The organism is Aeromonas sp. DNRA1 (genome assembly GCF_963888745.1).
Lineage (GTDB): Bacteria > Pseudomonadota > Gammaproteobacteria > Enterobacterales > Aeromonadaceae > Aeromonas > Aeromonas hydrophila.
Genome location: NZ_CAWPKQ010000003.1, coordinates 69,933 through 91,322 on the forward strand (window position 1 = coordinate 69,933; position 21,390 = coordinate 91,322).

Here is a 21,390-nt window from a genome sequence, read left to right on the forward strand (position 1 = left end):
GGCAGTTGAACGCTTGGATGTTGGGGTTGGTCAGCATATCCGTGAGTATGCAGTTACAGGCGGGAGTCACCGAATTCGGTGCCGGCCTGGATCAATCCGTCTGGCGCTTGACCTCCGACACCCAGGTGGAGTGCCGGCTCGAGCACCCCATCCCCAACTGGGGGACGGGGGCATTCGTCAGCCGCGCCGGTCGCAAGATCAATCTGGATTTCGAGCTCAAGGGGCTGCGCCAGCAGGCCCAGACCCAGACCGTCAGCCTGGGCATCATGCCGCCGGTCTGGCGCCCTGGCATTGCCGGGCGGGAAGTGAGCCAGCTGCGCTTTTACCAGCAGTTTGACGGGCTGGTGGAGGGGCAGACCGCCTGGACCATGCTGGACGAGCTGGAAGGGGGGCGCATGCCGACCTTCCAGTACCGCGACTGGTATCGGCAGAATCGGCCGGTGCGGGTCTCGCTCTCCTCGGTCAACTTCCGGGTCAAGTATCAGGCCTTCGTGGATTGCCTCAATGGCCTGCTGCCCTACAGTTTCAACGACATCGCTTTCAGCGTGCTCACCTATGACAAGAACAGTGACGAGCTGTCGCTGGCCTCCAAGCGGCGGCTGGCGATGATCGGCGAGTATGTGAAGGTGGACAAGAGCATCGACGTGGTGGTGATCGACGCCTACAGCGACAGCTATGGCGGCCGCTGGCCGAACCAGAAGCTCTCCGAAAAACGGGCCGATGCCATCAAGAAGGTGTTTGTGGATCTGGGCATCGAACCCGGCAAGATCTCGGTGGAGGGGCACGGTGAGAAGCAGCACGTCGCCTCCAACGAAACCGAAGATGGTCGTGCCAAGAACCGGCGGGTGGTGATCAACATGGGCCGCAACGGCGCCATCTGAGGTAAACCCATCCATGAAAAAAGAGCGCCGTGGCGCTCTTTTTTGTTTTTCGGGGATGAGTCTGGATCAGAAGCTGTCGCCGAGGCCGCTGCCGGCATCCTTCTTGGCGATCAGCTCAATCTTGTAACCGTCCGGATCTTCCACGAAGGCGATGACGGTGGTGCCACCCTTGACCGGGCCCGGCTCGCGGGTGATCTTGGCACCGGCGGCGCGTAGCGCCTCGCAGGTGGCGTAGATGTCGTCCGCTTCCAGCGCGATGTGACCGTAGGCCGAGCCCAGCTCGTACTCGCTGACACCCCAGTTGTAGGTGAGCTCGATCACCGCTTCATCTTTCTCGTCACCGTAGCCGACGAAGGCCAGGGTGTACTTGTATTCGCTGTTCTCGCTCTTGCGCAGCAGTTTCATCCCCAGCACTCGGGTATAGAAGTCGATGGAGCGTTGCAGATCGCCGACGCGCAACATGGTATGCAGGATTCTCATTGCTCAATTCTCCGGGTAGTGGTTCTTGTGGTATTGGTGCCGCCCAGGGGAGCGGATACCGGCGCTTGGCTCAAGCCCGTGCTCGCCAGGAGCGGTGCCATGGCTACGCCGCTTGCGAGCCGGTAGCCGTGTTCAGCTCTCCGGGTAGACCTTTTCCTTGTACTCGCACAAGTCCTCGATGATACAGGAACCGCAGCGCGGTTTGCGAGCCAGACAGGTGTAGCGTCCGTGCAGGATCAGCCAGTGGTGCACGTCCAGCTTGAATTCGGCGGGGACCACCTTGAGCAGCTTCTCCTCCACCTGATCGACGTTCTTGCCCACCGCAAAGCCGGTGCGGTTGGAAACCCGGAAAATATGGGTATCGACGGCGATGGTGGGCCAGCCGAAGGCGGTGTTGAGCACCACGTTGGCGGTCTTGCGGCCGACACCGGGCAGGGCCTCGAGGGCTTCGCGGTTCTCCGGCACTTCACCACCGTGGCGCTCCAGCAGGATGGCGCAGGTCTTGATGACGTTCTCGGCCTTGGTGTTGAACAGGCCAATGGTCTTGATGTACTCCTTGACCCCGTCCACCCCCAGTTCCAGCATGGCCTGGGGGGTGTTGGCCACCGGGTAGAGCTTGTCGGTGGCCTTGTTGACGCTGACATCGGTGGCCTGGGCCGACAGCAGCACGGCGATCAGCAGCTCGAACGGCGTCTTGAAGTTGAGCTCGGTGGTGGGGTGGGGGTTGTCGTCCCGCAGTCGCTCCAGTATCTGCCTACGTTTCTGATTGTTCATGGCTCTCTCTTGGCTCAGAGCTGGGTCGCGCTGGCACCCGCGGCAGGCACGCTGCAGTGGGCCTTCTCGGCGCTCTGCTTGCGACCCATCCAGTCGTTGATGGCGTTCTTGCCGGCGATCATCAGGCCGAGACCGATGAAGCCGCCAGGGGGCAGGATTGCCAGCAGCAGGCTGGCATCGGCGTGGAACAGCTCGATGCGCAATGACTTGGCCCACTCTCCCAGCAGCAGGTCGGCACCGTCAAACAGGGTGCCCATGCCGATGATTTCGCGCAGCCCACCCAGCACCAGCAGCACCAGAGTAAAGCCGAGCCCCATCATGAAGCCGTCGAGGGCAGCCAGCAGCGGCGGGTTCTTGGAGGCATACGCCTCGGCCCGGCCGATGATGACGCAGTTGGTGACGATGAGGGCGATGAAGATACCGAGCGCCTGATAGAGGCCGTAGGTGTAGGCGTTCATCAGCAACTGCACGCTGGTCACCAGCGCCGCGATGATCATCACGTAGACCGGGATGCGAATATCCTTGGGCACCAGGTTGCGCACCAGCGAGATGGCGAGGTTGGAGCTGACCAGCACCGCCATGGTGGCAAGGCCGAGCCCCAGCGCATTGGTGAAGGTGGAGGAGACCGCCAGGGTGGGGCACAGACCCAGCACCTGAACCAGGGAGGGGTTGTTCTTCCACAGCCCCTGCAGCATCAGCTCCTTGAGCTCTTCGCGGCGGCCATTGCTCTCGCTGAGCGGGCTCTGCCCGTCAATCACATCGACTTGTTCCATAGCTTGTGCTCCGGCGTTAGGGGGTGGCGTCACAGGCGGGGGCGTCGCGCAGCAACTCTGGGTGCTCCTGTTGCAGCAGCAACAGGTTCTTCACCGCCTTGACCACCGCCCGGGGGGTGATGGTGGCGCCGGTGAAGGCGTCGAACTCGCCGCCGTCTTTCTTCACGGCCCAGCTGGCTTCGTTGTCGTGGCTGAGAAACTTGCCGACGAAGCTGTTGATCCAGTCCGATTTCTTCAGCTCGATCTTGTCGCCAAGGCCGGGGGTTTCCTTGTGGGCCAACACCCGCACAGCGCTCACGGCGCCCTTGGCATCGGTGCCCACGATGAGGCGAATGGCCCCACTGTAGCCGTCGGGAGCCACGGTTTCCAGCGCGTAGCCGGTGATTTCGCCCTGCTTGGTCGCGGTGTAGAGCGGCATTGCTTGGTCGCTGCCCAGATAGCGTCTGCTCTGTACCAGCTTGCAGCTGGCGACCAGATCGTTGTCATAGCTCCCCTCCGGCAGCAGGGCGGAGAGGGTGCGCAGCTTCTCCAGCTGCTGCTGGTGGGCGATCCGCCCCTGGGTCAGCTCGTTGGTCAGCACCACCACGGCGGTGCAGGCGAGGGCAAACAGGGCGAGAGTGACGCCGTTTTTGCGCATGCTCTTTAACATTGCATCATTCCTGAGGGTGAGGTGTGCGCGAGGGTCATTTGCGACGGGCTCCGTAGACTTTCGGGCGGGTCAGGCTGTCGATCAGCGGTACGCACAGGTTGGCCAGCAGCACGGCAAAGGCGAAGGCATCCGGATAGCCGCCAAAACGGCGGATGACATAGACCAGCACGCCGATGAGCACACCATAGACTAGGCGGCCGCGTGGGGTGGTACTGGCACTCACCGGATCGGTGGCGATGAAGAAAGCCCCGAGCATGGTGGCACCGCTGAACAGGTGCAGCATGGGCGTGGCAGTGGCATCCGGGGTTGCCAGATAGCCCAGGGTGGCGGCCAGCAGCAATGAGCCCAGCACGGCAGTCGGAATGCGCCAGTTGATCACCTTCTGCTGCAGCAGGAACAGGCCGCCCAGCAGGTAACCGAGGTTGACCCAGCTCCAACCGATGCCGCCCCAGCCTTCGAAGACGGTGTGGGTCATCACCTCGCCGGTGGTGAGGCCCTGAGTCAACCCGGTTTTCAGGGTGTCGAGCGGCGTGGCCATGGTCAGCCCATCCACCCCCTGCTTGAGCTGCGCCATGCTGTAACCGTCGAGGCTGAAGCCGGTGAAGATCACCGAGGCCGCATCGCCAAAGCCGATGTCATAGGCGGCGATGCTGGAGGGCGGCAACCAGCTGGTCATCTGCACCGGGAAGGAGACCAACAGCAGCACATAGGCCACCATGGCGGGGTTGAACAGGTTTTGACCCAGCCCGCCATAGAGGTGCTTGGCGATGATGATTGCAAACGCCGTGCCCAGCACCAGCATCCACCAAGGCAGTAGCGGCGGCAGGGAGAGACCGATCAGCACGGCGGTCAGGGCCGCGCTGCCATCCAGCAGGGCCGGTTTGACAGGGCGTCCGCGCAAGCGCAGCACCAGCGCCTCCGAACCCAGCGCTGTGACCAGCGCCAGCAGGATCTGGATCAGGGTGCCCCAACCAAAGAACCAGCTCTGCGCCAGAAAACCGGGCAGGCAGGCCAGGATCACCAGCAACATCAGGGTTTGGGTCTGTTTGCGGTTGTGAGCAAACGGCGCACTCGCGATATTGAACATGGATCAGTGGCTCTTGTCGGTCGATGGAGAAGGAGAGGCCTGAGCTGCTGCTTCGGCCGCCAGTTTGCGGGCCTTGGCACGGGCCACGGCGGCGGCAATGGCCGCTTTCTTGGGATCCGCATCGGCGGCTGGTTGCGGTGCATCGGCAGCCGGTGCAGCTACGGTGGTCACCTCGGGCTTGGCAGTGGCCTCCTCGTCTTGCACCGCTGCGGGCTTGGCAACGGCCTCCTCACCTTGTGCCTGAGCGGCCTTCTTGGCCTTGGCACGGGCGATGGCGGCAGCTATGGCCGCCTTCTTGGGGTCGACCTCGGCGGCTGAGTCAGGCTGCGGCGCTGCGGCAGGAGCTGCCACGGCAGCCTCTTCATCTTCGGCCACGGCTGCGTCCCCTTGCGCCTGAGCGGCCTTCTTGGCCTTGGCACGGGCAATGGCGGCAGCGATGGCCGCCTTTTTGGGATCCGTATCGGCAGCGGGGTCAGACTGGGGCGCTGCTGCAGGAATATCCGCAGCCGCCTCATCACCTTGCGTGCTGGCGGCTTTTTTGGCTTTGGCACGGGCGATGGCGGCAGCAATGGCGGCCTTCTTGGGATCCGTATCTGCAGCTGAGTTAGGCTGCGGCGCTGCAGCAGGGCTATCCGCAGCCGCTGCTTCGCCGGGCTCCTGAGCCGCTTTTTTGGCCTTGGCACGTGCCAGTGCCGCCGCAATGGCGGCTTTCTTGGCATCCTGCCCGTCCGTTGCCGGTGCATCGGCCTGGGCCGAGTCGGGCTCGCAGGCGGCCGCCTTGGCGGCGCGGCGGGCGATGGCCTCCTGCTTGCGCGCCTCGCGGGCGGCAATCATGGCGCTGTTGTCCGGCGCGAGTTCGCTGGCACCAACGGGTGCTGCGTCCTGCTTGGCCTTGATGCGGGCCAGTGCGGCGGCCACCGGATCTTCTCCGCCGGCCGCCGTCATGGCCTGGCGACGCTGGGCGGCAGCCTCGGCATGGCGGGCTTCGCGGGCGGCTTTTTCCCGTTCGAAGCGGGCCTGCTTGGCTTCGAAGCGCTGCTTGGCGCGCTCGGCCTTCTCGGCTTCGGCACGCGCCTCGCGGATGTCATCCTTGGCAATCTTGTAGTACTGCACCAGCGGGATCTCGCTTGGGCAGACCCAGGCACAGGCGCCGCACTCGATGCAGTCGAACAGGTTGAGCCCCTCGGCCTTGTCGTACTCCTTGGCCCGGCTGTACCAGTAGAGCTCCTGGGGCAGCAGGTTGGCCGGACAGGCATCGGCACAGGCGCTGCAGCGAATGCAGGCCTGCTCCGGACCGGGCGGCGGCAGCTCGGCCCGGGTGGGGGAGAGCAGGCAGTTGGTGGCCTTGACTACCGGCACCATGGCATGGGGCAGGGTGAAGCCCATCATGGGGCCGCCCATGATCACCCGCTGATCCGCCTCGGGCTGCAGTTCGAAACGCTGCAGCAACCAGCGCACCGGGGTGCCCAGCAGCACCCAGGCGTTGCCCGGCTTCTTGAAGGCGTCGCCGGTGAGGGTGACGATGCGGGAGATGAGCGGCTCGCCGTCGATGATGGCGCGCTTGATGGCAAACACGGTAGCCACGTTGAGCACCATGATGCCCATGTCCACGGCGCGGCCCCCTTTGGGGACCTGGCGGCCGGTGAGCAGCTCGATGGTCTGCTTGGCACCGCCCGAGGGATACTTGGTGGGCACCGTCTTGACCAGTACGTCTTCGTCCGTGGCATGACGGGTCAGCTCACCAATGGCGGCCGGCTTGTTGTCTTCCACCCCGATCAGGGTCAGCTTGGGCTTGAGCAGGTGCTTGAGCACCCGGATGCCGTCCATGATCTCGTCGGCATACTCCTGCATCAGCCGGTCATCGGTGGTGATGTAGGGCTCGCACTCCAGCCCGTTGACGATCAGGATCTCGGTCAGCTGACCGCGGCCATCAAGCTTGCTGTGGGTCGGGAAGACAGCGCCGCCGAGGCCCGCGATACCGGCCTGCTGGATGCGCTCGAGCAGCTCGCCCCGCTCCAGATTCCAGTAGTCGCTGCGGCCCTGACGCTCGCCCCAGGCATCTTCGCCATCCGGGGTAAGGGTGATGCAGAGATCGTCGAGACCCGAGGGGTGAGCCACCGTGTGGTGACCGATGGCGGTGATGGTGCCGGAGGTGGAGGCGTGCACCGGCACGAAACGCCCCTTGTCATGACGAGTGAGCGGCTGGCCTTTCTTGACCTTGTCGCCGACCCGCACCAGCAGGTCGCCGGCCGGGCCCGCGTGCTGGCGCACCGGGATGATGAGCTGGGATGGCAGACCGGCGTCCACCACCGGGGTGAGACTGGATTGGTCTTTGTTTTCGGGAGGGTGAATGCCGCCGTGAAAATCCCACAGAGTGCCGGCTTTGATGCGTTCGAGTAAGGACTGCATGGTTACTTATTCCACTATCTTGACCGGAATGGCGACGTTGGCCAGATCCCACTTCCAGTTGTCGACCGTGGTCGGCACCGGGATCATTTCGATACAGTCGGTCGGGCAGGGATCGACACAGAGATCGCAGCCGGTGCACTCGTCGGCAATGACGGTGTGCATCGCCTTGGTGGCGCCGACGATGGCGTCGACCGGGCAGGCCTGGATGCACTTGGTGCAGCCGATGCATTGATCTTCATGAATGAAGGCGACTTTCTTGATGGGGGCGGCGGCCTCGGCGCCGCCCAGCGGCTGGGGTTCGACCCCCATCAGGTCGGCAATCTTGCGCATGGTGGCATCGCCACCTGGCACGCACTTGTTGATCTGGTCGCCATTGGCCAGTGCCTCGGCGTAGGGCTTGCAGCCCGGGTAGCCGCACTGGCCGCACTGGGTTTGCGGCAGCAGGGCGTCGAGCTGATCGACGATGGGATCGGCTTCCACATGAAATTTGACGGCGGCAAAGCCCAGGATGATGCCGAAGGCCAGAGCCAGCAGAGCCAACACCAGAACGGCAAAGAGTATGTGAGTCATAGCGCTATATCTTGATGAGGCCGGTAAAGCCCATAAAGGCCAGCGACATCAGGCCGGCGGTGATCATGGCGATGGAGACGCCGCGAAACGGGGTCGGGACGTCAGCGGCCACCAGACGTTCGCGCATGGCGGCAAACAGGATCAGCACCAGCGAGAAACCGGTGGCAGCGCCAAAGCCGTAGATGATGCTCTGGATGAAGTTGTGGTGCTCGTTGATGCTGAGCAGGGCCACCCCCAGCACGGCGCAGTTGGTGGTGATGAGCGGCAGGAAGATGCCCAGCAGACGATAGAGGGTGGGGCTGCTTTTGCGGATAACCATCTCGGTAAACTGAACCACGACGGCGATCACAAGAATGAAGGCGAGCGTGCGCAGGTAGGCGATGTTCAGCGGGATCAGGATATAGTGTTCCATCAGATAGGAACTTGCGCTGGCCAGGGTCATCACGAAGGTGGTCGCCAGCCCCATGCCGATGGCGGTTTCCAGCTTGCCGGAGACGCCCATGAAAGGGCAGAGGCCGAGGAATTTCACCAGCACGAAGTTGTTAATCAGCACAGTGCCGACCAATAAAAGCAGGTACTCAGTCATTGCAGGTTGGTTATCCGGTGTGAAGGCGGCGGTATTATCTGATTTTAGGTGCCTTTTAACAACCGCAAGGCCGCATGGTTATTATTCAAATAGCCAATTTCATGGAGGAAAGGTGCGCCCTTTACCCATTTTTACCCTGACCCTGGCGATGCTGCTCTGGTCCAGCTCCTTCATCGCGCTCAAGCACGTGCTGGGGGTCTGGGGCTTCGGCCAGGTGCTGTTCATGCGCATGAGCGTGGCGGCGCTTTGCTGGCTGTGCTGCTATCGCTATCTCGGCAATTTCCGCTACAAGAAAGGGGACTGGCGCTGGCTGGCGTTGATGGGGGCACTGGAGCCCTGTCTCTATTTCCTGCTGGAGGTCAACGCCCTGCGCTACACCAGTGCCGGTCAGGCCGGCATGGTCTGTGCCCTGTTGCCGCTCATCGTGGCGCTGGTGGCCTTCGTGCTGATCCGCGAGCGGGTGAGCCGGCGCCAGTTGCTCGGCTTTGCTATCGCCATCTTCGGTATCGCGCTGCTCGGCTTTGGCAGCGGGACGGATGAATTTGCCCCCAATGCCCTGCTTGGCAACAGCCTGGAGATGGCGGCCATGTTCTGCGCCGCGACCTACTCGGTGGTGTTCAAGAAGCTCTGCAGCCGCTACAGCGTGCTGACCCTGACTGCGTTGCAGGCCTTCGTCGGCACCCTCTTCTTCGCCCCCTTTGCCTTTGGCGAACCCTGGCCGACGGCCTGGGTCTGGCAGGACATGGCGGTCATCGTCTTTCTCGGTGCCTGCGTGACCCTGGGGGCCTACCTGCTCTACAACTGGTCGGTGACCCAGGTGAAGGTGACGCTGGCGGCAGCCTACGTCAATCTCATCCCGGTGTTCACCCTGCTGCTGGCCTATCTGCTGCTGGGGGAGACCCTCAACGCTTTGCAATGGGTGGCCTGCGGCGCCGTGCTGCTGGGGATCGCGGTGGGGCAACTGCCGGCCAAACGTGTGCGGATGCCGGCGGCCACCACAGGCCTGTGATGGCCGCAAATTGACTACAGTCAGAGCATGTAGCAGCGAGGAGCGGGATCATGAGTGACATGAGGTTACTGGCGCAGGCGCGACTGCTGCTTGGCCACCATCCCTTCACCCTGGCCGATGCACAGGCACTGGAGGCGCTGGAAGAGGAAGCGGTGGGCGAGGAGGGGCTCTGCATCGCCGAGCTGTGGGAGTGCGCCCTGCAGCAGGCGGATGATGAGGCTAGGCACTATCTGTCGGGGCAGGATTGACGCTTTGATCGGAAGAAAAAACACGGGGCCTAGCCCCGTGTGTTGTGATGGCGAGGCCCCTAGATGGAGAGGCCCTTGACGGTGTCCGACACCGAGTTGGCGTCCTCGATGATCTCCTGAATGACACCGGCAATGATGTCGGCCTGGGCCTGGCCCGCCATCGCCTTGTCCGATACCACCGAGACGGTCTGGGTGATCCTGGAGGTGATGTCGGAGTTGAGCCGGATGACGGAGACTATCTCGCCGGTAGAGGTGGAGGTTCTCGCCGCCAGCTGGCGCACTTCATCGGCCACTACCGCAAACCCGCGGCCCTGCTCGCCGGCGCGGGCCGCCTCGATGGCGGCGTTGAGCGCCAGCAGGTTGGTCTGATCCGCGATGCTGCTGATGGTCGAGATGATGGACTCGATGCTTCTGGATTGCTGGTTGAGGTTCTCTATCTGCCGGCTGACTTCACTGACCGAGCTGTTGATGTGGGCCGAGGTTTCCAGCACCTTGTCGATCACCTCCCGGCCTCTGGCGGCGCTCAGCACCGTCTCTCCGGCGATGGCGCAGGCCTTCTGGGCCGCTTCGCGCACCGAGATGGACTTCTCCACCCGTTCGCTGATGTCACTCGCCAGCTTGATGATTTTGATCACCTTGCCTTCGTGGTTGAAGATGGGGTTGTAGGTGGCCTCCAGCCAGATCTTCTCGCCGTGGCGGCCACGGCGCATGAAGAGCCCGGACTGGATGGAGCCCGTCCCCAGATCCCGCCAGAAGTTGGGATTCTGCTGATAGAACTCCTCGTCACAGAACATGCGGTGGGATTGGCCCACCACCTCGTCCAGCCGGTAGCCGAAGCAGTGCAGAAAATTCTGGTTGGCGGTGATGACGGTGCCATCGGGCTGGAAGTCGATGACGGCCAGGGATTTGTCCAGTGCCGCCAGCAGAGCCTGGCTGCGTTCCAGGGTGGATTGCTGCTCGGTGACGTTGGAGGCCACCTTGGCTACCTTGATCACCTTGCCATCGAGGAGGATCGGAAAGTAGCTGGCCTCGAGCCAGACCGCCTTGCCCGATTTGGCCTGCCGGATGAAACGGCTGTTGCGGGATTCCCCTCTGCGCAGGTCCTGCCACAGCTGCTCATATTCACGGGTTTTCACGTCCTCGGGAAAGCAGAGGGCGCTGTGGTGCTTGCCAATTACCTCCTCCCGGGCGTAGCCCATGATGGCGAGAAAGCGATCGTTGACGAAGGTGACCACCCCCTCCGGGGTGAACTCGATATAGGGAACCCGTGACTGGATGGCCTGCTCAAAGGCGCCAAGTTCTGCGATCTGTGCCGCTTGTTCACTCTTTTCACTTCTACCCGTGCGATTCCAAAACATGGCTGAGCTCCTTGTTAAGACCCTGGTGAGGCCTTCCATGACAATACCCGACCGGCTGAATACTAGTACAGGTTGTTTGGCTGTCGCCTCAGCCATCAGGGGTAATTGCCTGTTTTATCATTATCAATCTTGCCATGTTGGCAAGTCGTGCAGAGGGGTGGGGAGGCCGGTTCTGCTCCGCAGTCTGACGGCAGGCTCCTGCGGCGGCATTTGTCCCACGCTTTGCTCATTTTCCCTGCGATTCAACACATCAGAGCACCTTATCGCGGCAAGATGAGGTATCTTATGCCCCGATTTCATCCATTAAACGGATCCGAGACCCAAAATGATCATCAAACCCAAGGTTCGCGGTTTTATCTGCACCACCACTCACCCGGTCGGTTGTGAAGCCAATGTTCGTCGCCAGATCGCTTATACAAAGGCCAAGGGCACCATCGAGAATGGTCCCAAGAAGGTGCTGGTGATCGGCGCTTCCACCGGTTATGGCCTAGCTTCCCGCATTGCCGCCGCCTTTGGCTCCGGCGCTGCCACCCTCGGTGTCTTCTTCGAAAAAGCCGGTAGCGAGACCAAGACTGCCACCGCCGGCTGGTACAACTCCGCCGCCTTCGACAAGGCCGCCAAAGAGGCTGGCCTCTACGCCAAGAGCATCAACGGCGATGCCTTCTCCAACGAATGCCGCGCCAAGGTGATCGAGCTCATCAAGCAGGATCTGGGTCAGATTGATCTGGTGGTCTACTCCCTGGCCTCGCCGGTGCGCAAGCTGCCGGATACCGGTGAAGTGGTGCGCTCTGCCCTCAAGCCCATCGGCGAGGTCTACACCACCACTGCCATCGACACCAACAAGGATCAGATCATCACCGCCACCGTCGAGCCGGCGAATGAGGAAGAGATCCAGAACACCATCACCGTCATGGGTGGTCAGGATTGGGAGCTGTGGATGGCGGCCCTGCGCGATGCAGGCGTGCTGGCCGACGGCGCCAAGTCCGTGGCCTACTCCTACATCGGCACCGACCTGACCTGGCCAATCTACTGGCACGGTACTCTGGGCCGCGCCAAGGAAGATCTGGACCGCGCCGCTGCCGCCATCCGTGGCGATCTGGCTGCCAAGGGCGGTACCGCCCACGTGGCCGTGCTGAAATCCGTGGTAACTCAGGCCTCTTCCGCCATTCCGGTGATGCCGCTCTACATCTCCATGGCCTTCAAGATCATGAAGGAGAAGGGCATTCACGAAGGCTGCATGGAGCAGGTTGACCGCATGATGCGCACTCGCCTCTACGCTGCCGACATGGTGCTGGACGATCAGGCCCGCATCCGTATGGATGACTGGGAACTGCGCGAAGACGTGCAGCAGACCTGCCGCGACCTGTGGCCGTCCATCACCAGCGAGAACCTCTGTGAGCTGACCGACTACACCGGTTACAAACAGGAGTTCCTGCGTCTGTTCGGTTTCGGGCTGGACGAGGTGGATTACGATGCGGATGTGAATCCGGACGTGCAATTTGATGTGGTCGAGCTCTGAGTCTGACCCAAGTTAAAACAGGGCCCCGCGGGGCCCTGTTTTTTTGGCAAAAATCCCGCTAAGTTACGGAATTTTATTATCCGCGATCACCTTTTTCCCATATCAAACCCGCTAGTCTGGCGGTGATCGGATCACATGACGGCATTGCCGAGGTACGGAAGCTATGACCACTCCACATGAAGCGCCCAAAAAGCGCCAACTCCCCACTGTCTATACCCTGCTTTTCATCATCATCGCCCTGATGGCGGCCCTGACCTGGGTGCTGCCGGCGGGCAAATACAACTACGTGACGGCCAAGACCCAGCAGCCGGTGGCGGCAGCCGCCGTGGCCGACTACAGCGGCGATGAGCGACTGTTGCCGGTGCCCGGCAGCTACACCGAGCTCCCCTCCCAACCGCAGGGGGTATTCGATGTGCTCAAGGCGCCCATTCAGGGCTTTCACAAGGCAGCGGACGTGGCGCTGTTCGTGCTCATCATCGGCGGTTTTCTGGCGGTGACCATGCAGAGCGGGGCGCTGGATGCCGGGGTTGGTGCCATCGTGCGCGGCTTTGCCGGGCGCGAGCGGCTGCTTATCCCCGTGCTGATCGCCCTGTTTGCCCTCGGCGGCTCCACCTTCGGCATGGCGGAGGAGACGGTGGCCTTCTGGGCTCTCATCGTGCCGGTGATGATGGCGGCGGGCTTCGATCGCATGGTGGCGGCGGGGATCATATTGCTCGGCTCCGGGGTCGGGGTGCTTGCCTCTACCGTCAACCCGTTTGCCACCGGCATCGCCTCCGGTTTTGCCGGCATTCCCATCGGGGAGGGGATTGGCCTTAGGGTTGTGCAGTGGCTGCTGCTGGTGATCTTCGCCTCCTGGTTCGTGATGCGCTACGCCAAGCAGGTGCAGCAGGACAAGTCCCGCTCCGTGCTGGCCGACATCGCCTATGACGACGAGTTCTCCCAGATGAAGAGCGGCAATCTCGCTTTCAGCGGCAAGCAGAAGCTCACCATGCTGGTCTTCTTCGGCACCTTCCTGCTGATGATCTATGCGGTGGTGCCCTGGTCGGATCTGGGCATCGATCTGCTGCCTACCCTGGGCTGGTGGTTCGACGAGCTCTCCACCCTGTTTTTCAGCGCTTCCATCCTGATCGCGCTGATCAACCGGATGCCGGAGTCCAACTACGTGGCGACCTTCCTGAGCGGCGCTCGGGATCTTATCGGGGTGGCGCTGGTGGTGGCGGTGGCGCGCGGCATCTATGTGGTGATGGAACATGGCGTCATCATCGACACCATTTTGCACTGGGCCGAGGGGCTGGTGAGCGGGCTGTCGTCGTCGGTCTTCATCCTGATGGCCTATCTGGTGCACATCATCCTGAGCTTCTTCATCCCGTCCACCTCGGGGCTGGCGACCGTCTCCATGCCGCTGATGGGGCCGCTGGCGGACTTCTCCGGGATCTCGCGGGATCTGGTGATCACCGCCTATCAGTCCGCCTCCGGCTGGATCAACCTGTTCGCCCCCACAGCAGCCCATCTGGTGGCGGGGCTGGCGCTGGCCAAGATCCCCTATGATCGCTTCGTGCGCTGGGTGCTGCCCTTCATCATCGGGGTGGCCCTCATCACCATGGCGGTGCTGGTAGCCGGTGCCCTGCTGCACGGCTGATGGCACGGATAGAAAACGACAGACAACAAAAAGGCTCCCGCGGGAGCCTTTTTCATGAGCCTTGCTTACTGCTTGTAGCCCTTGAGGAAGCGGGCGAGACGGCCGATGGCCTCTTCCAGCTCCTCTTCCCGGGGCAGGAACACCAGCCGGAAGTGATCCGGCGCTGGCCAGTTGAATCCAGTACCTTGTACCAGCAGCAATTTTTCCTGCTGCAGCAGATCGAACACCATCTTCTGGTCGTCTCGGATGTCGTACACCTTGGGGTCGAGGCGCGGGAACATGTAGAGCGCCCCCTTGGGTTTGACGCAGGAGACCCCAGGGATGTCGTTGAGCAGCTCCCACGCCTTGTCGCGCTGGCGGCGCAGGCGGCCGCCCGGCAGGATCAGCTCGTTGATGCTCTGGTAGCCACCCAGGGCGGTCTGGATGGCGTGCTGCATCGGCACGTTGGCACACAGCCGCATGGAGGCCAGCATCTCCAGTCCCTCGATGTAGCCCTTGGCACGGCCCTTGGGACCGGTGATGACCATCCAGCCCTGACGGAAGCCACAGGCACGGTAAGCCTTGGAGAGGCCGTTGAAGGTCACCACCATCACATCGTCGCACAGGGTGCAGACGCTGGTGTGGGAGATGTCATCGTAGAGGATCTTGTCGTAGATCTCGTCGGCGAAAATGATGAGGTTGTGCTGACGGGCGATCTCGATCACTTCAAGCAAAAATTCGCTGCCGTAGACGGCGCCGGTCGGGTTGTTGGGGTTGATCAGCACCAGGCCGCGGGTGCGCGGGGTGATGCGGGCGCGGATGTCGTCGAGATCCGGATACCAGTCAGCCCCTTCGTCGCAGCGGTAGTGCACCGCATGGCCACCGGAGAGGGTGACGGCGGCGGTCCAGAGCGGGTAGTCGGGGGAGGGCACCAGCATCTCGTCGCCGTTGTTGAGCAGCGCCTGCATCGCCATCACGATGAGCTCGCTGGCGCCGTTGCCGATGTAGATGTCGTCGATGTCGACCTTGCGCATCCCTTTCTGCTGGTAGTACTGCATCACCGCCTTGCGGGCCGAGAACAGCCCCTTGGAGTCGCAGTAGCCCTGGCTGAGCGGCATGTTGAGGATCACATCCTTGATGATCTCTTCCGGCGCATCGAAACCGAACGGGGCCGGGTTGCCGATGTTGAGCTTGATGATGCGGTGGCCTTCGTCTTCGAGACGGCGAGCTTCTTTATGCACCGGGCCGCGGATGTCATAGCAGACATCGTCGAGCTTGTGCGACTTGTCGATAGTGAACATGGTGACTGTGATTCCTTCCCCTGGGGGCGCGTTGGCGAAAAAGGCGTTTTTTAGTATCAAATTTCCTTTCCCCTATTCTTCACAGAATTGAATGCTAGAACAATCCTCTTTTTAGTAGAATTCCCTGATTTTTAGCCCTAAAACAGGGTTGCTAAAACGTTAAATTCAGCACGATCGTTTGTGGTAACCGAGTTTCACCAGTGAAAGATGAGGGGCTGATTAACAAAGCTACCCGACTGTGTTGAAATATTCATTCTCGCTGGCACGATTGGCTTGCGTGAAAAATGCCATAATTTTTGTCGGCGCCGGCCCCAAAAGCAGAGCATGTGGTCTGCGCGCCATGCTGGCGCCGCTTGGCGTCGATATCGAAGGAGTTCCCATGCAAGCCCCCGCAGTTGGTCGCTACCGCCATTTCAAGGGTGGGTATTATCAGGTGTTGACCCTGGCCCTGCACACCGAAACCGGGGAGCAGCTGGTGATCTACCAGAGCGAGCAGGATGGCGCCGTCTACGCCCGCCCGGTGGCCATGTTCATGGAGTGGATCGAGCATCAGGGAGAAGTGGTGAGCCGTTTCACCCCGGTTGCCGGCTGAGGCTGACCATTGACCATGAAAAAAGGCGCCTGACGGCGCCTTTTTCACAACCTGAGTTTACTGGTAGAGACCCAGGTTCTCTTTGGCATAAGCTTCGAAATCGGTGCAGCCACCGATGTGCTGCTCGTCCAGGAAGATCTGCGGCACGGTATTGACCGGCTTGCCGGCGCTCTTGGCCAGATCTTCCTTGGTGATGCCTTCGGCGTGGATGTCCACGTAGCGGAATTTGAAATCGTCACGCTGTTCAACCAGCTGCTCGGCGATCTGCTTGGCACGGACACAATAGGGGCAACCGGGACGACCAAAAATCACTGCAAACATGTTCTCTCTCCATTCATATGAGGCTGGGGACAGGATAGCCCTGCCTCGCGACTAGTCAAAGTGGAAATTGTCGATACGGCCGTTCGCCATCTTCGATAAGGCGCGCTTCGCCGGCCGTCATCGTCAATCACCATGCGGCAGCTCAACCCTGATCGGCGATCTGGATCGGCTGCTGCTGATAGATGCTCTCCAGCACTCCCTTCTCGAACACGGTCCAGGGCCAGGCGGCCTTGCTGGCGCGGTAGCGCTCGTGGGTTGCCGGATCTTGCGACAGGCCGCGCTGGAACATCACGAACGCCTTGCGCTGGCCACCGGCGGTATCGATAAAGCCCACCAGGTTGGAGGTACCGGTGATGGTGCCGGTCTTGGCGTGCACCTTGTTCTTCATCATGGGGGCGGTGACGCTGCGCCGCCACGCCAGGGTGCCATCTACCTGAGAGCTTGGCAGTAGCTTGATAAGGCCAAGTTCGGCATCATTTTTCTGGATGAAGTTCAGCACCGACAGCATCTGGCGGGCGCTGATGAGATTGTGAGCGGAGAGGCCGGAGCCGTCGGCCAGGGTGGCGTTGCCCAGATCGATGCCGTTCTTGGTCAGGATGGCGCGCACCGCCATGGTGCCGCTGCGATAGCTGCCCGGCTTGTTGTAGTAGTGGCGACCTACGGTCTTGAGGAAGGTATCGGCATAGAGGTTGTCCGATTTCTTCAGCATCTTGGCCAGCATCACCGGCAGGGAGACCGAGTAGTGGGTGCCCAGCGTCTCGGCGTTGTCCGGTGCTTTGTGGGTAACCCGCAGCAGGCCGTCATGCTTGATACCGGCACGGTCCATCGCCCAGCGGATGTTGTCCCAGCCCCAGGCTTCCACGTCGTGGATGGCGAAACGCAGACCCTGCGGATCCTTGTTCGGGGTGATGCAGCCCTTGAGCTCGTAGAAGTTGCCCTTGGCCATGTCCACTTCCAGTGCGCAGAACTGGCGCGCCATGTCGGCGTAGCTCATCACCTCCACGTTGTCGGCACCGATGCCGATGGGCACGCCGGTGGCCACATTGCCGACCGCCGGTTTGCCAATCTGGGTGGCGGTAATGGTGCCGTAGGCACAGTTCTTGTCGATGATGACCGAGGAGACGGGCGCGGCGAAGCAGAGGGTCTGATCCCCCCATGACCAGCCGTTACCGCGCTCGTAGCCGTTGTAGGCGCCGGTATTGACGTAGACGTTGCCCTTGATCTGGTTGACGCCAAGCTGCTTGAACAGGGCCAGCAGATCCATCCGTGACAGGGTGGGGTCGCCGACGAAGTTGATCCAGATATCGCCATTGATGACGTTACCCTGCTTGGCGCCGGGCTGGGCCTGAATATCGGTGGCGAAGCGGAAGTCGGCACCCAGCTCAAGGCGGGCCGCCAGCGCGGTAAGCACCTTCATGGTGGAGGCGGGGGCGATCATCTGGTCCGCATGACGGGCAAACTCAACGCCGTTGTTGCCCTGCACTATGATGGCGTACTGGCCACCCTGAGGGGGCGTCAGCGGGGCGGCGTGAGCTGCCAGAGAGAAAAGAGCACAAAAACCAATCAACAGCCGCTGCATAACATCCTCTAACGTGACGAAGGGGCCCGGCAGTTGTGCCGGCCCTGATAATTCAACCTTGTTTCACCTGCCGATGCAGGATCGGCCGTGGCAAAGCAATTCATACGATTTATGCCGGTCGCCACTGGCCATTACGCCAGCGAGTTAGCGGTGCGATAGCGACCCTCATAATCAAAAATCTTCTCTTTTATCTGCCAGAAGCGCCCCGATTTGCGGGCGATGACGAAATCGGGATGGCGAAACTGGCTTTCTGCCGCCAGCACGCTCGCCAGGGTGGCAAATTCGGGCTCCAGACCCGGGGCGGGCCAATGATGACGCACAAAGTGCTGTTGAAACAAGCGCCGTGCGCCCTCGGAGTGAAATCCGAAGTACTCATTGAGGGTGAGACCATCCTCATCGTGATAGGTCACCTCCAGCCGCTCCCCCTGTTTGCCGCGCCCTGCGGTGAAGGTGAGACCGGCGCAGCGGATCACCATGCAATCCTTGAGATTGAGCGCCTCTTTGAGCTTGTCGTCAGGGTCCACCAACAGCTGATCGCAGCTCTGGCAGCGGCGGGCGGCAATGTCGTTTTCGGCGCCGCAAGCGGGGCAGATCTTGGCGCGAAAGCGGTAGTCGCACTCCTCGCGGTTGCCCTCGTCATCTTCAAACAGCCCCTGACAGCGGCGGCCATAGTGCTCGATCACCTTGCCATCCTCGTCGGTCTTGCCCCAGAAGGTGTTGGCAAAGCCGCAGGCAGGGCAGGGCACCTGCACCGGCTCGGTACCGGCGTGGGGGCGAGGTTCCCCCACTTCGGGAGCGAACAGGTTGAAGTTGTTGCCGGCGTAGTCGAGCACCAGACAATCCTCCTTGCCCGGCGAGAGGCGCAGGCCCCGCCCGACGATCTGCTGATAGAGCGAGACCGACTCGGTAGGTCTGAGCATTACGATAAGATCGACATGGGGAGCATCGAAGCCGGTGGTGAGCACCGCCACGTTGACCAGAAACTTGAGCTCGCGTGCCTTGAAGGCGTTGATGAGGGCATCGCGCTCCGGCCCCGGCGTTTCGCCGGTGATAAGGGCTGCCTGCTGGCCTCGGGCACCCAGCAGGCCGTGGATTTCACGGGCGTGTTCGACGGTGGCGGCGAAGATCATCACCCCCTGCCGGTCGGCGGCATACTCCAGTACCTGACTCAGGATATGGGGGGTAACCCGCTCCTGCCGCTTGAGCTCGCCGTTGAGCTCCGCCTCGCTGAAGAGGCCGTTCTCCCGCGGCACCAGCTTGCTGAAGTCATAGTGAACGATGGGAGCATCCACCATGTGTGGCGGTGTCAGGTAGCCGTTTTTGACCATAAAGCGCAGCGGCAGCTCGAACACGCAGTCGCCGAACAGCCGCTCGCCGTGGCTTTTGACCATGCCGTGGTAGTGGCGCCGGTAGATCCAGCCCAGTCCGAGGCGATAGGGGGTCGCGGTGAGGCCGAGGATCTTGAGGGCGGGATTGGCGGCCTTGAGGCGGTCTATCACCTGATGGTACTGGCTGTCGTCATCGAGCGAGACCCGGTGGCACTCGTCGATGATGAGCAGCGAAAACGCCCCGTCGAATGCTGCCAGATTGCGTGCCACCGACTGCACCGAGCCAAACACCACCTGGGCGCTCGCCTCCTTGCGATCCAGCCCGGCGGCGAAGATGTCGGCCTTGAGCCCCCACGCCTCGTACTTGGCGTGGTTCTGCTCCACCAGCTCCTTGACGTGGGCCAGCACCAGCACCCGGCCGCGCGCCTTGCGGGCCAGTTCGGCGATCACCAGACTCTTGCCGGCCCCCGTGGGCAGCACCACCACGGCGGGATCCGGGTGCTGGCGAAAGTGGCTGATCACGGCGTTGACGGCGTCGGTCTGATAGGGTCTGAGGACGAACATGCAGGCTTGGGGTATCGATGTGGGGTGATGCAGGATGGCGCCATTATAGGGATCCTAGCGCCAAAAAACAGCGGGCCGGCATGGTGCCGGCCCGCTGGCGATGACGTCTTTGCTTAGTGGAAGGGGAAGACGTAGTTCATCCAGCTGGCCATGCGCAGCAGCACCTTGCGCATCACCGAGACATGGTGGAAGTGCTTGGTGTAGATGGCGGCCTGGCCGCTGGCCCCGGCGATCACCTGATACTTGGCCCACTCGGGGTCGGTGATGGAGATGAGCACCGGCAGGCGGCCCGGTCGCACGGCACTGGTCTGATCCAGCAAACCGGCGTTGGCCTGCACATTGCCTGCGGCGATGGCCGGGATCACGGCGGTCACCTTGCCCTGGAAGATCTTGCCGGGGATGCCGTCGATCACCACCTCGGCCTCATCGCCCACCGCCAGGCGCTGCATGCTGTTCTGCCAGAACCAGCCAACATAGGCGGTCTCGTCTTTGTGGATGAAGGTCATCACCGGACGATACATGAAGGGGGTGGCTATCATACCGGGGCGCAGGGCCAGCTGCACCACGTGGCCGTCGCTCGGAGCATAGACCACGGTCTGTTCGACCTGATATTTGGCCTCGTCCAGCTGGGCCTGCAGATCTTCCAGTGTTGCCTGTTGCTGCTCGAGCTGGGCTACGATGTCGTCCACGTTGGCCTGGGTAACGTCGAGGTCGCGCTGCTTGCCGACGCCGCGACGCATCAGGTCGCTGGCGCGATCCCGGTCCAGCTTGGCGGAGCGCAGTCTGGCCTCGATGGACTTGAGGTGGTTGCGGTTGGATTCAACCCGTGCCGCCAGGCTGTCTGCTTTGAGCTGGAAGGGGGCGGCATCCAGGCGAAACAGCACGTCGCCCTTCTTCACCGGCTGGTTGGCCTGTACCGGCACCTCGATGACACGGCCCTTGACCAGCGGCACGATCGGGGTGGAAACGTAGTAGTTGCGCGCCATTTCCGAGTAGGGATGGTTGTAGTTCATCAGCATGATCAGGGTGCCGATGAGCAGCACGCCGCCCAGTACGGCAGTGGGTACGGTCCACTTGTTGAGCGGAATGCGGAAGATTTTGAAGATGGCCACGCAGATGGCCGTGTAGGTCAGGATCAGTAGCAGGTCCATGATTTATCCCTGTTGCTCGGTCTGTTCGATGGTATTGAGACGGGTTTTGAGGTCGGCCAGCTCCTGTTTGAGCTGCTGGATATCCTCTTCATCCTGCTGCAGCCGCTGATTGAAGCCCCAGCCCCGTTCGGGACGATAGAGGGTGGCCCAGATCCAGAGGAAGGGCCACAGCACGTGCAGGGTGAACAGACTGACCCAGCCGGCCACGTGAATGGCGTCCTGATGGGGGTGCTGACGATGCTTGGCTATTTCATAGGGAATGTCGTGAATGACGATGACCCCGTAAAAAATGACCAAACCCACAAAAAAAAGCAGACCAAGAGCAAAATAATCGAGTGCCATTTACGCCTCCGCTGGCTTGACGCACCGCATTGTAATTGGGAACAGGGTTCTGCAAGGCAGTCAGCCACCTGATTTCCCTCCTGTCGGGCCCGAAATCTTAAGTCGTTTTGTTGTACTGAAGCTTAAGTAGTTTCCAAGTCGTCAAAACAGACGCTGATGTTGTTGGGGGCAAGTCCGTAAAGTCGTATCCATGACAAGGACTTACGCTGGGAGTATGGCATTGCTGAAGGGAAATGTTCAGCAAAAAAAGG

General features: G+C 61.7%; 21 protein-coding genes and 1 pseudogene. 6 read left to right on the forward strand and 16 right to left on the reverse strand.

Features of this window, described 5'->3' with window-relative positions; all coding sequences use genetic code 11:
• Positions 1–5 precede the first annotated feature (5 nt).
• Positions 6–881, forward strand: coding sequence for a flagellar protein MotY (locus AACQ43_RS10405; protein WP_024944879.1), 876 nt, complete (start codon positions 6–8; stop codon positions 879–881).
• Positions 882–947: 66 nt separating this feature from the next.
• On the opposite strand, the gene gloA is transcribed toward AACQ43_RS10405, so the two are convergent.
• The 8 genes from gloA to rsxA form a co-directional block, all read right to left on the reverse strand.
• On the reverse strand, positions 948–1,361 hold the full coding sequence (gene gloA / locus AACQ43_RS10410; RefSeq protein WP_011706456.1) for a lactoylglutathione lyase: 414 nt from the start codon (positions 1,359–1,361) through the stop codon (positions 948–950).
• A 132-nt stretch (positions 1,362–1,493) separates the two neighbouring features.
• Positions 1,494–2,135, reverse strand: a complete 642-nt coding sequence (nth, locus tag AACQ43_RS10415) for an endonuclease III (protein ID WP_017408071.1) — start codon at positions 2,133–2,135, stop codon at positions 1,494–1,496.
• Positions 2,136–2,149: 14 nt separating this feature from the next.
• Complete coding sequence (locus AACQ43_RS10420) at positions 2,150–2,908, reverse strand: electron transport complex subunit E (RefSeq protein WP_065017978.1); 759 nt, start codon at positions 2,906–2,908, stop codon at positions 2,150–2,152.
• A 16-nt stretch (positions 2,909–2,924) separates the two neighbouring features.
• Positions 2,925–3,557 (reverse strand): electron transport complex subunit RsxG, encoded by a 633-nt coding sequence (gene rsxG / locus AACQ43_RS10425; RefSeq protein WP_011706453.1) that lies wholly within the window; start codon positions 3,555–3,557, stop codon positions 2,925–2,927.
• A 34-nt stretch (positions 3,558–3,591) separates the two neighbouring features.
• Positions 3,592–4,644: an electron transport complex subunit RsxD gene (gene rsxD, locus AACQ43_RS10430; protein ID WP_168967207.1), complete on the reverse strand. Its 1,053-nt coding sequence runs from the start codon at positions 4,642–4,644 to the stop codon at positions 3,592–3,594.
• 3 nt (positions 4,645–4,647) lie between these two features.
• The gene (gene rsxC, locus AACQ43_RS10435; protein ID WP_168967208.1) at positions 4,648–7,053 is read right to left on the reverse strand and encodes an electron transport complex subunit RsxC; all 2,406 of its coding nucleotides are present in this window, start codon (positions 7,051–7,053) and stop codon (positions 4,648–4,650) included.
• 6 nt (positions 7,054–7,059) lie between these two features.
• A complete protein-coding gene (gene rsxB, locus AACQ43_RS10440) occupies positions 7,060–7,623 on the reverse strand; it encodes an electron transport complex subunit RsxB (RefSeq protein ID WP_011706450.1) in 564 nt (187 codons plus the stop codon).
• Positions 7,624–7,627: 4 nt separating this feature from the next.
• The gene (gene rsxA / locus AACQ43_RS10445) at positions 7,628–8,209 is read right to left on the reverse strand and encodes an electron transport complex subunit RsxA (protein WP_076361000.1); all 582 of its coding nucleotides are present in this window, start codon (positions 8,207–8,209) and stop codon (positions 7,628–7,630) included.
• 112 nt (positions 8,210–8,321) lie between these two features.
• Between rsxA and AACQ43_RS10450 the strand changes: the two genes are divergently transcribed.
• Positions 8,322–9,218 carry an EamA family transporter gene (locus AACQ43_RS10450; RefSeq protein WP_168967209.1) on the forward strand — a complete coding sequence of 299 codons (897 nt, stop codon included), beginning with the start codon at positions 8,322–8,324 and terminating at the stop codon, positions 9,216–9,218.
• Between the two features lie 50 nt (positions 9,219–9,268).
• On the forward strand, positions 9,269–9,466 hold the full coding sequence (locus tag AACQ43_RS10455; protein ID WP_168967210.1) for a hypothetical protein: 198 nt from the start codon (positions 9,269–9,271) through the stop codon (positions 9,464–9,466).
• Positions 9,467–9,525: 59 nt separating this feature from the next.
• Here the strand turns inward: AACQ43_RS10455 and AACQ43_RS22205 are convergent, their stop codons facing one another.
• Together AACQ43_RS22205 and AACQ43_RS22210 are read right to left on the reverse strand one after the other, a co-directional pair.
• Positions 9,526–10,059 carry a methyl-accepting chemotaxis protein gene (locus AACQ43_RS22205; protein ID WP_256821952.1) on the reverse strand — a complete coding sequence of 178 codons (534 nt, stop codon included), beginning with the start codon at positions 10,057–10,059 and terminating at the stop codon, positions 9,526–9,528.
• A 6-nt stretch (positions 10,060–10,065) separates the two neighbouring features.
• A pseudogene (locus tag AACQ43_RS22210) lies at positions 10,066–10,920 on the reverse strand (PAS domain-containing protein); the annotation flags it as partial.
• 229 nt (positions 10,921–11,149) lie between these two features.
• Here AACQ43_RS22210 and fabV point away from each other — a divergent pair.
• Together fabV and AACQ43_RS10470 are read left to right on the forward strand one after the other, a co-directional pair.
• A complete protein-coding gene (gene fabV / locus AACQ43_RS10465) occupies positions 11,150–12,343 on the forward strand; it encodes an enoyl-ACP reductase FabV (protein ID WP_060390276.1) in 1,194 nt (397 codons plus the stop codon).
• Positions 12,344–12,506: 163 nt separating this feature from the next.
• Complete coding sequence (locus tag AACQ43_RS10470; protein WP_101149472.1) at positions 12,507–13,982, forward strand: YfcC family protein; 1,476 nt, start codon at positions 12,507–12,509, stop codon at positions 13,980–13,982.
• A gap of 65 nt (positions 13,983–14,047) precedes the next feature.
• On the opposite strand, the gene AACQ43_RS10475 is transcribed toward AACQ43_RS10470, so the two are convergent.
• Complete coding sequence (locus AACQ43_RS10475; protein WP_011706443.1) at positions 14,048–15,262, reverse strand: pyridoxal phosphate-dependent aminotransferase; 1,215 nt, start codon at positions 15,260–15,262, stop codon at positions 14,048–14,050.
• A 379-nt stretch (positions 15,263–15,641) separates the two neighbouring features.
• On the opposite strand from AACQ43_RS10475, the gene AACQ43_RS10480 reads away from it, so the two are divergent.
• Positions 15,642–15,854 (forward strand): DUF1653 domain-containing protein, encoded by a 213-nt coding sequence (locus AACQ43_RS10480; protein WP_029302765.1) that lies wholly within the window; start codon positions 15,642–15,644, stop codon positions 15,852–15,854.
• A 57-nt stretch (positions 15,855–15,911) separates the two neighbouring features.
• Here AACQ43_RS10480 and AACQ43_RS10485 read toward each other — a convergent pair whose 3' ends face one another.
• From AACQ43_RS10485 to AACQ43_RS10505, 5 genes are all read right to left on the reverse strand, one after another.
• Complete coding sequence (locus tag AACQ43_RS10485; RefSeq protein WP_010633640.1) at positions 15,912–16,175, reverse strand: GrxA family glutaredoxin; 264 nt, start codon at positions 16,173–16,175, stop codon at positions 15,912–15,914.
• 142 nt (positions 16,176–16,317) lie between these two features.
• Complete coding sequence (gene dacB, locus AACQ43_RS10490; protein ID WP_168967211.1) at positions 16,318–17,754, reverse strand: D-alanyl-D-alanine carboxypeptidase/D-alanyl-D-alanine endopeptidase; 1,437 nt, start codon at positions 17,752–17,754, stop codon at positions 16,318–16,320.
• A 131-nt stretch (positions 17,755–17,885) separates the two neighbouring features.
• Positions 17,886–19,646 carry a DEAD/DEAH box helicase gene (locus AACQ43_RS10495; RefSeq protein ID WP_168967212.1) on the reverse strand — a complete coding sequence of 587 codons (1,761 nt, stop codon included), beginning with the start codon at positions 19,644–19,646 and terminating at the stop codon, positions 17,886–17,888.
• 113 nt (positions 19,647–19,759) lie between these two features.
• Positions 19,760–20,797, reverse strand: a complete 1,038-nt coding sequence (locus tag AACQ43_RS10500) for an HlyD family secretion protein (RefSeq protein ID WP_076360993.1) — start codon at positions 20,795–20,797, stop codon at positions 19,760–19,762.
• A 3-nt stretch (positions 20,798–20,800) separates the two neighbouring features.
• The gene (locus tag AACQ43_RS10505; RefSeq protein ID WP_017408083.1) at positions 20,801–21,139 is read right to left on the reverse strand and encodes a DUF3302 domain-containing protein; all 339 of its coding nucleotides are present in this window, start codon (positions 21,137–21,139) and stop codon (positions 20,801–20,803) included.
• Positions 21,140–21,390 lie beyond the last annotated feature (251 nt).

What these genes read in the sequence shown, in the direction of transcription:
- gloA (WP_011706456.1), bottom strand. Translation starts at nt 1,361, where the DNA reads ATGAGAATCCTGCATACCATGTTGCGCGTCGGCGATCTGCAACGCTCC.
- nth (WP_017408071.1), bottom strand. Translation starts at nt 2,135, where the DNA reads ATGAACAATCAGAAACGTAGGCAGATACTGGAGCGACTGCGGGACGAC.
- AACQ43_RS10420 (WP_065017978.1), bottom strand. Translation starts at nt 2,908, where the DNA reads ATGGAACAAGTCGATGTGATTGACGGGCAGAGCCCGCTCAGCGAGAGC.
- rsxG (WP_011706453.1), bottom strand. Translation starts at nt 3,557, where the DNA reads ATGTTAAAGAGCATGCGCAAAAACGGCGTCACTCTCGCCCTGTTTGCC.
- rsxD (WP_168967207.1), bottom strand. Translation starts at nt 4,644, where the DNA reads ATGTTCAATATCGCGAGTGCGCCGTTTGCTCACAACCGCAAACAGACC.
- rsxC (WP_168967208.1), bottom strand. Translation starts at nt 7,053, where the DNA reads ATGCAGTCCTTACTCGAACGCATCAAAGCCGGCACTCTGTGGGATTTT.
- rsxB (WP_011706450.1), bottom strand. Translation starts at nt 7,623, where the DNA reads ATGACTCACATACTCTTTGCCGTTCTGGTGTTGGCTCTGCTGGCTCTG.
- rsxA (WP_076361000.1), bottom strand. Translation starts at nt 8,209, where the DNA reads ATGACTGAGTACCTGCTTTTATTGGTCGGCACTGTGCTGATTAACAAC.
- AACQ43_RS10455 (WP_168967210.1), top strand. Translation starts at nt 9,269, where the DNA reads ATGAGTGACATGAGGTTACTGGCGCAGGCGCGACTGCTGCTTGGCCAC.
- fabV (WP_060390276.1), top strand. Translation starts at nt 11,150, where the DNA reads ATGATCATCAAACCCAAGGTTCGCGGTTTTATCTGCACCACCACTCAC.
- AACQ43_RS10470 (WP_101149472.1), top strand. Translation starts at nt 12,507, where the DNA reads ATGACCACTCCACATGAAGCGCCCAAAAAGCGCCAACTCCCCACTGTC.
- AACQ43_RS10475 (WP_011706443.1), bottom strand. Translation starts at nt 15,262, where the DNA reads ATGTTCACTATCGACAAGTCGCACAAGCTCGACGATGTCTGCTATGAC.
- AACQ43_RS10480 (WP_029302765.1), top strand. Translation starts at nt 15,642, where the DNA reads ATGCAAGCCCCCGCAGTTGGTCGCTACCGCCATTTCAAGGGTGGGTAT.
- AACQ43_RS10485 (WP_010633640.1), bottom strand. Translation starts at nt 16,175, where the DNA reads ATGTTTGCAGTGATTTTTGGTCGTCCCGGTTGCCCCTATTGTGTCCGT.
- dacB (WP_168967211.1), bottom strand. Translation starts at nt 17,754, where the DNA reads ATGCAGCGGCTGTTGATTGGTTTTTGTGCTCTTTTCTCTCTGGCAGCT.
- AACQ43_RS10495 (WP_168967212.1), bottom strand. Translation starts at nt 19,646, where the DNA reads ATGTTCGTCCTCAGACCCTATCAGACCGACGCCGTCAACGCCGTGATC.
- AACQ43_RS10500 (WP_076360993.1), bottom strand. Translation starts at nt 20,797, where the DNA reads ATGGACCTGCTACTGATCCTGACCTACACGGCCATCTGCGTGGCCATC.
- AACQ43_RS10505 (WP_017408083.1), bottom strand. Translation starts at nt 21,139, where the DNA reads ATGGCACTCGATTATTTTGCTCTTGGTCTGCTTTTTTTTGTGGGTTTG.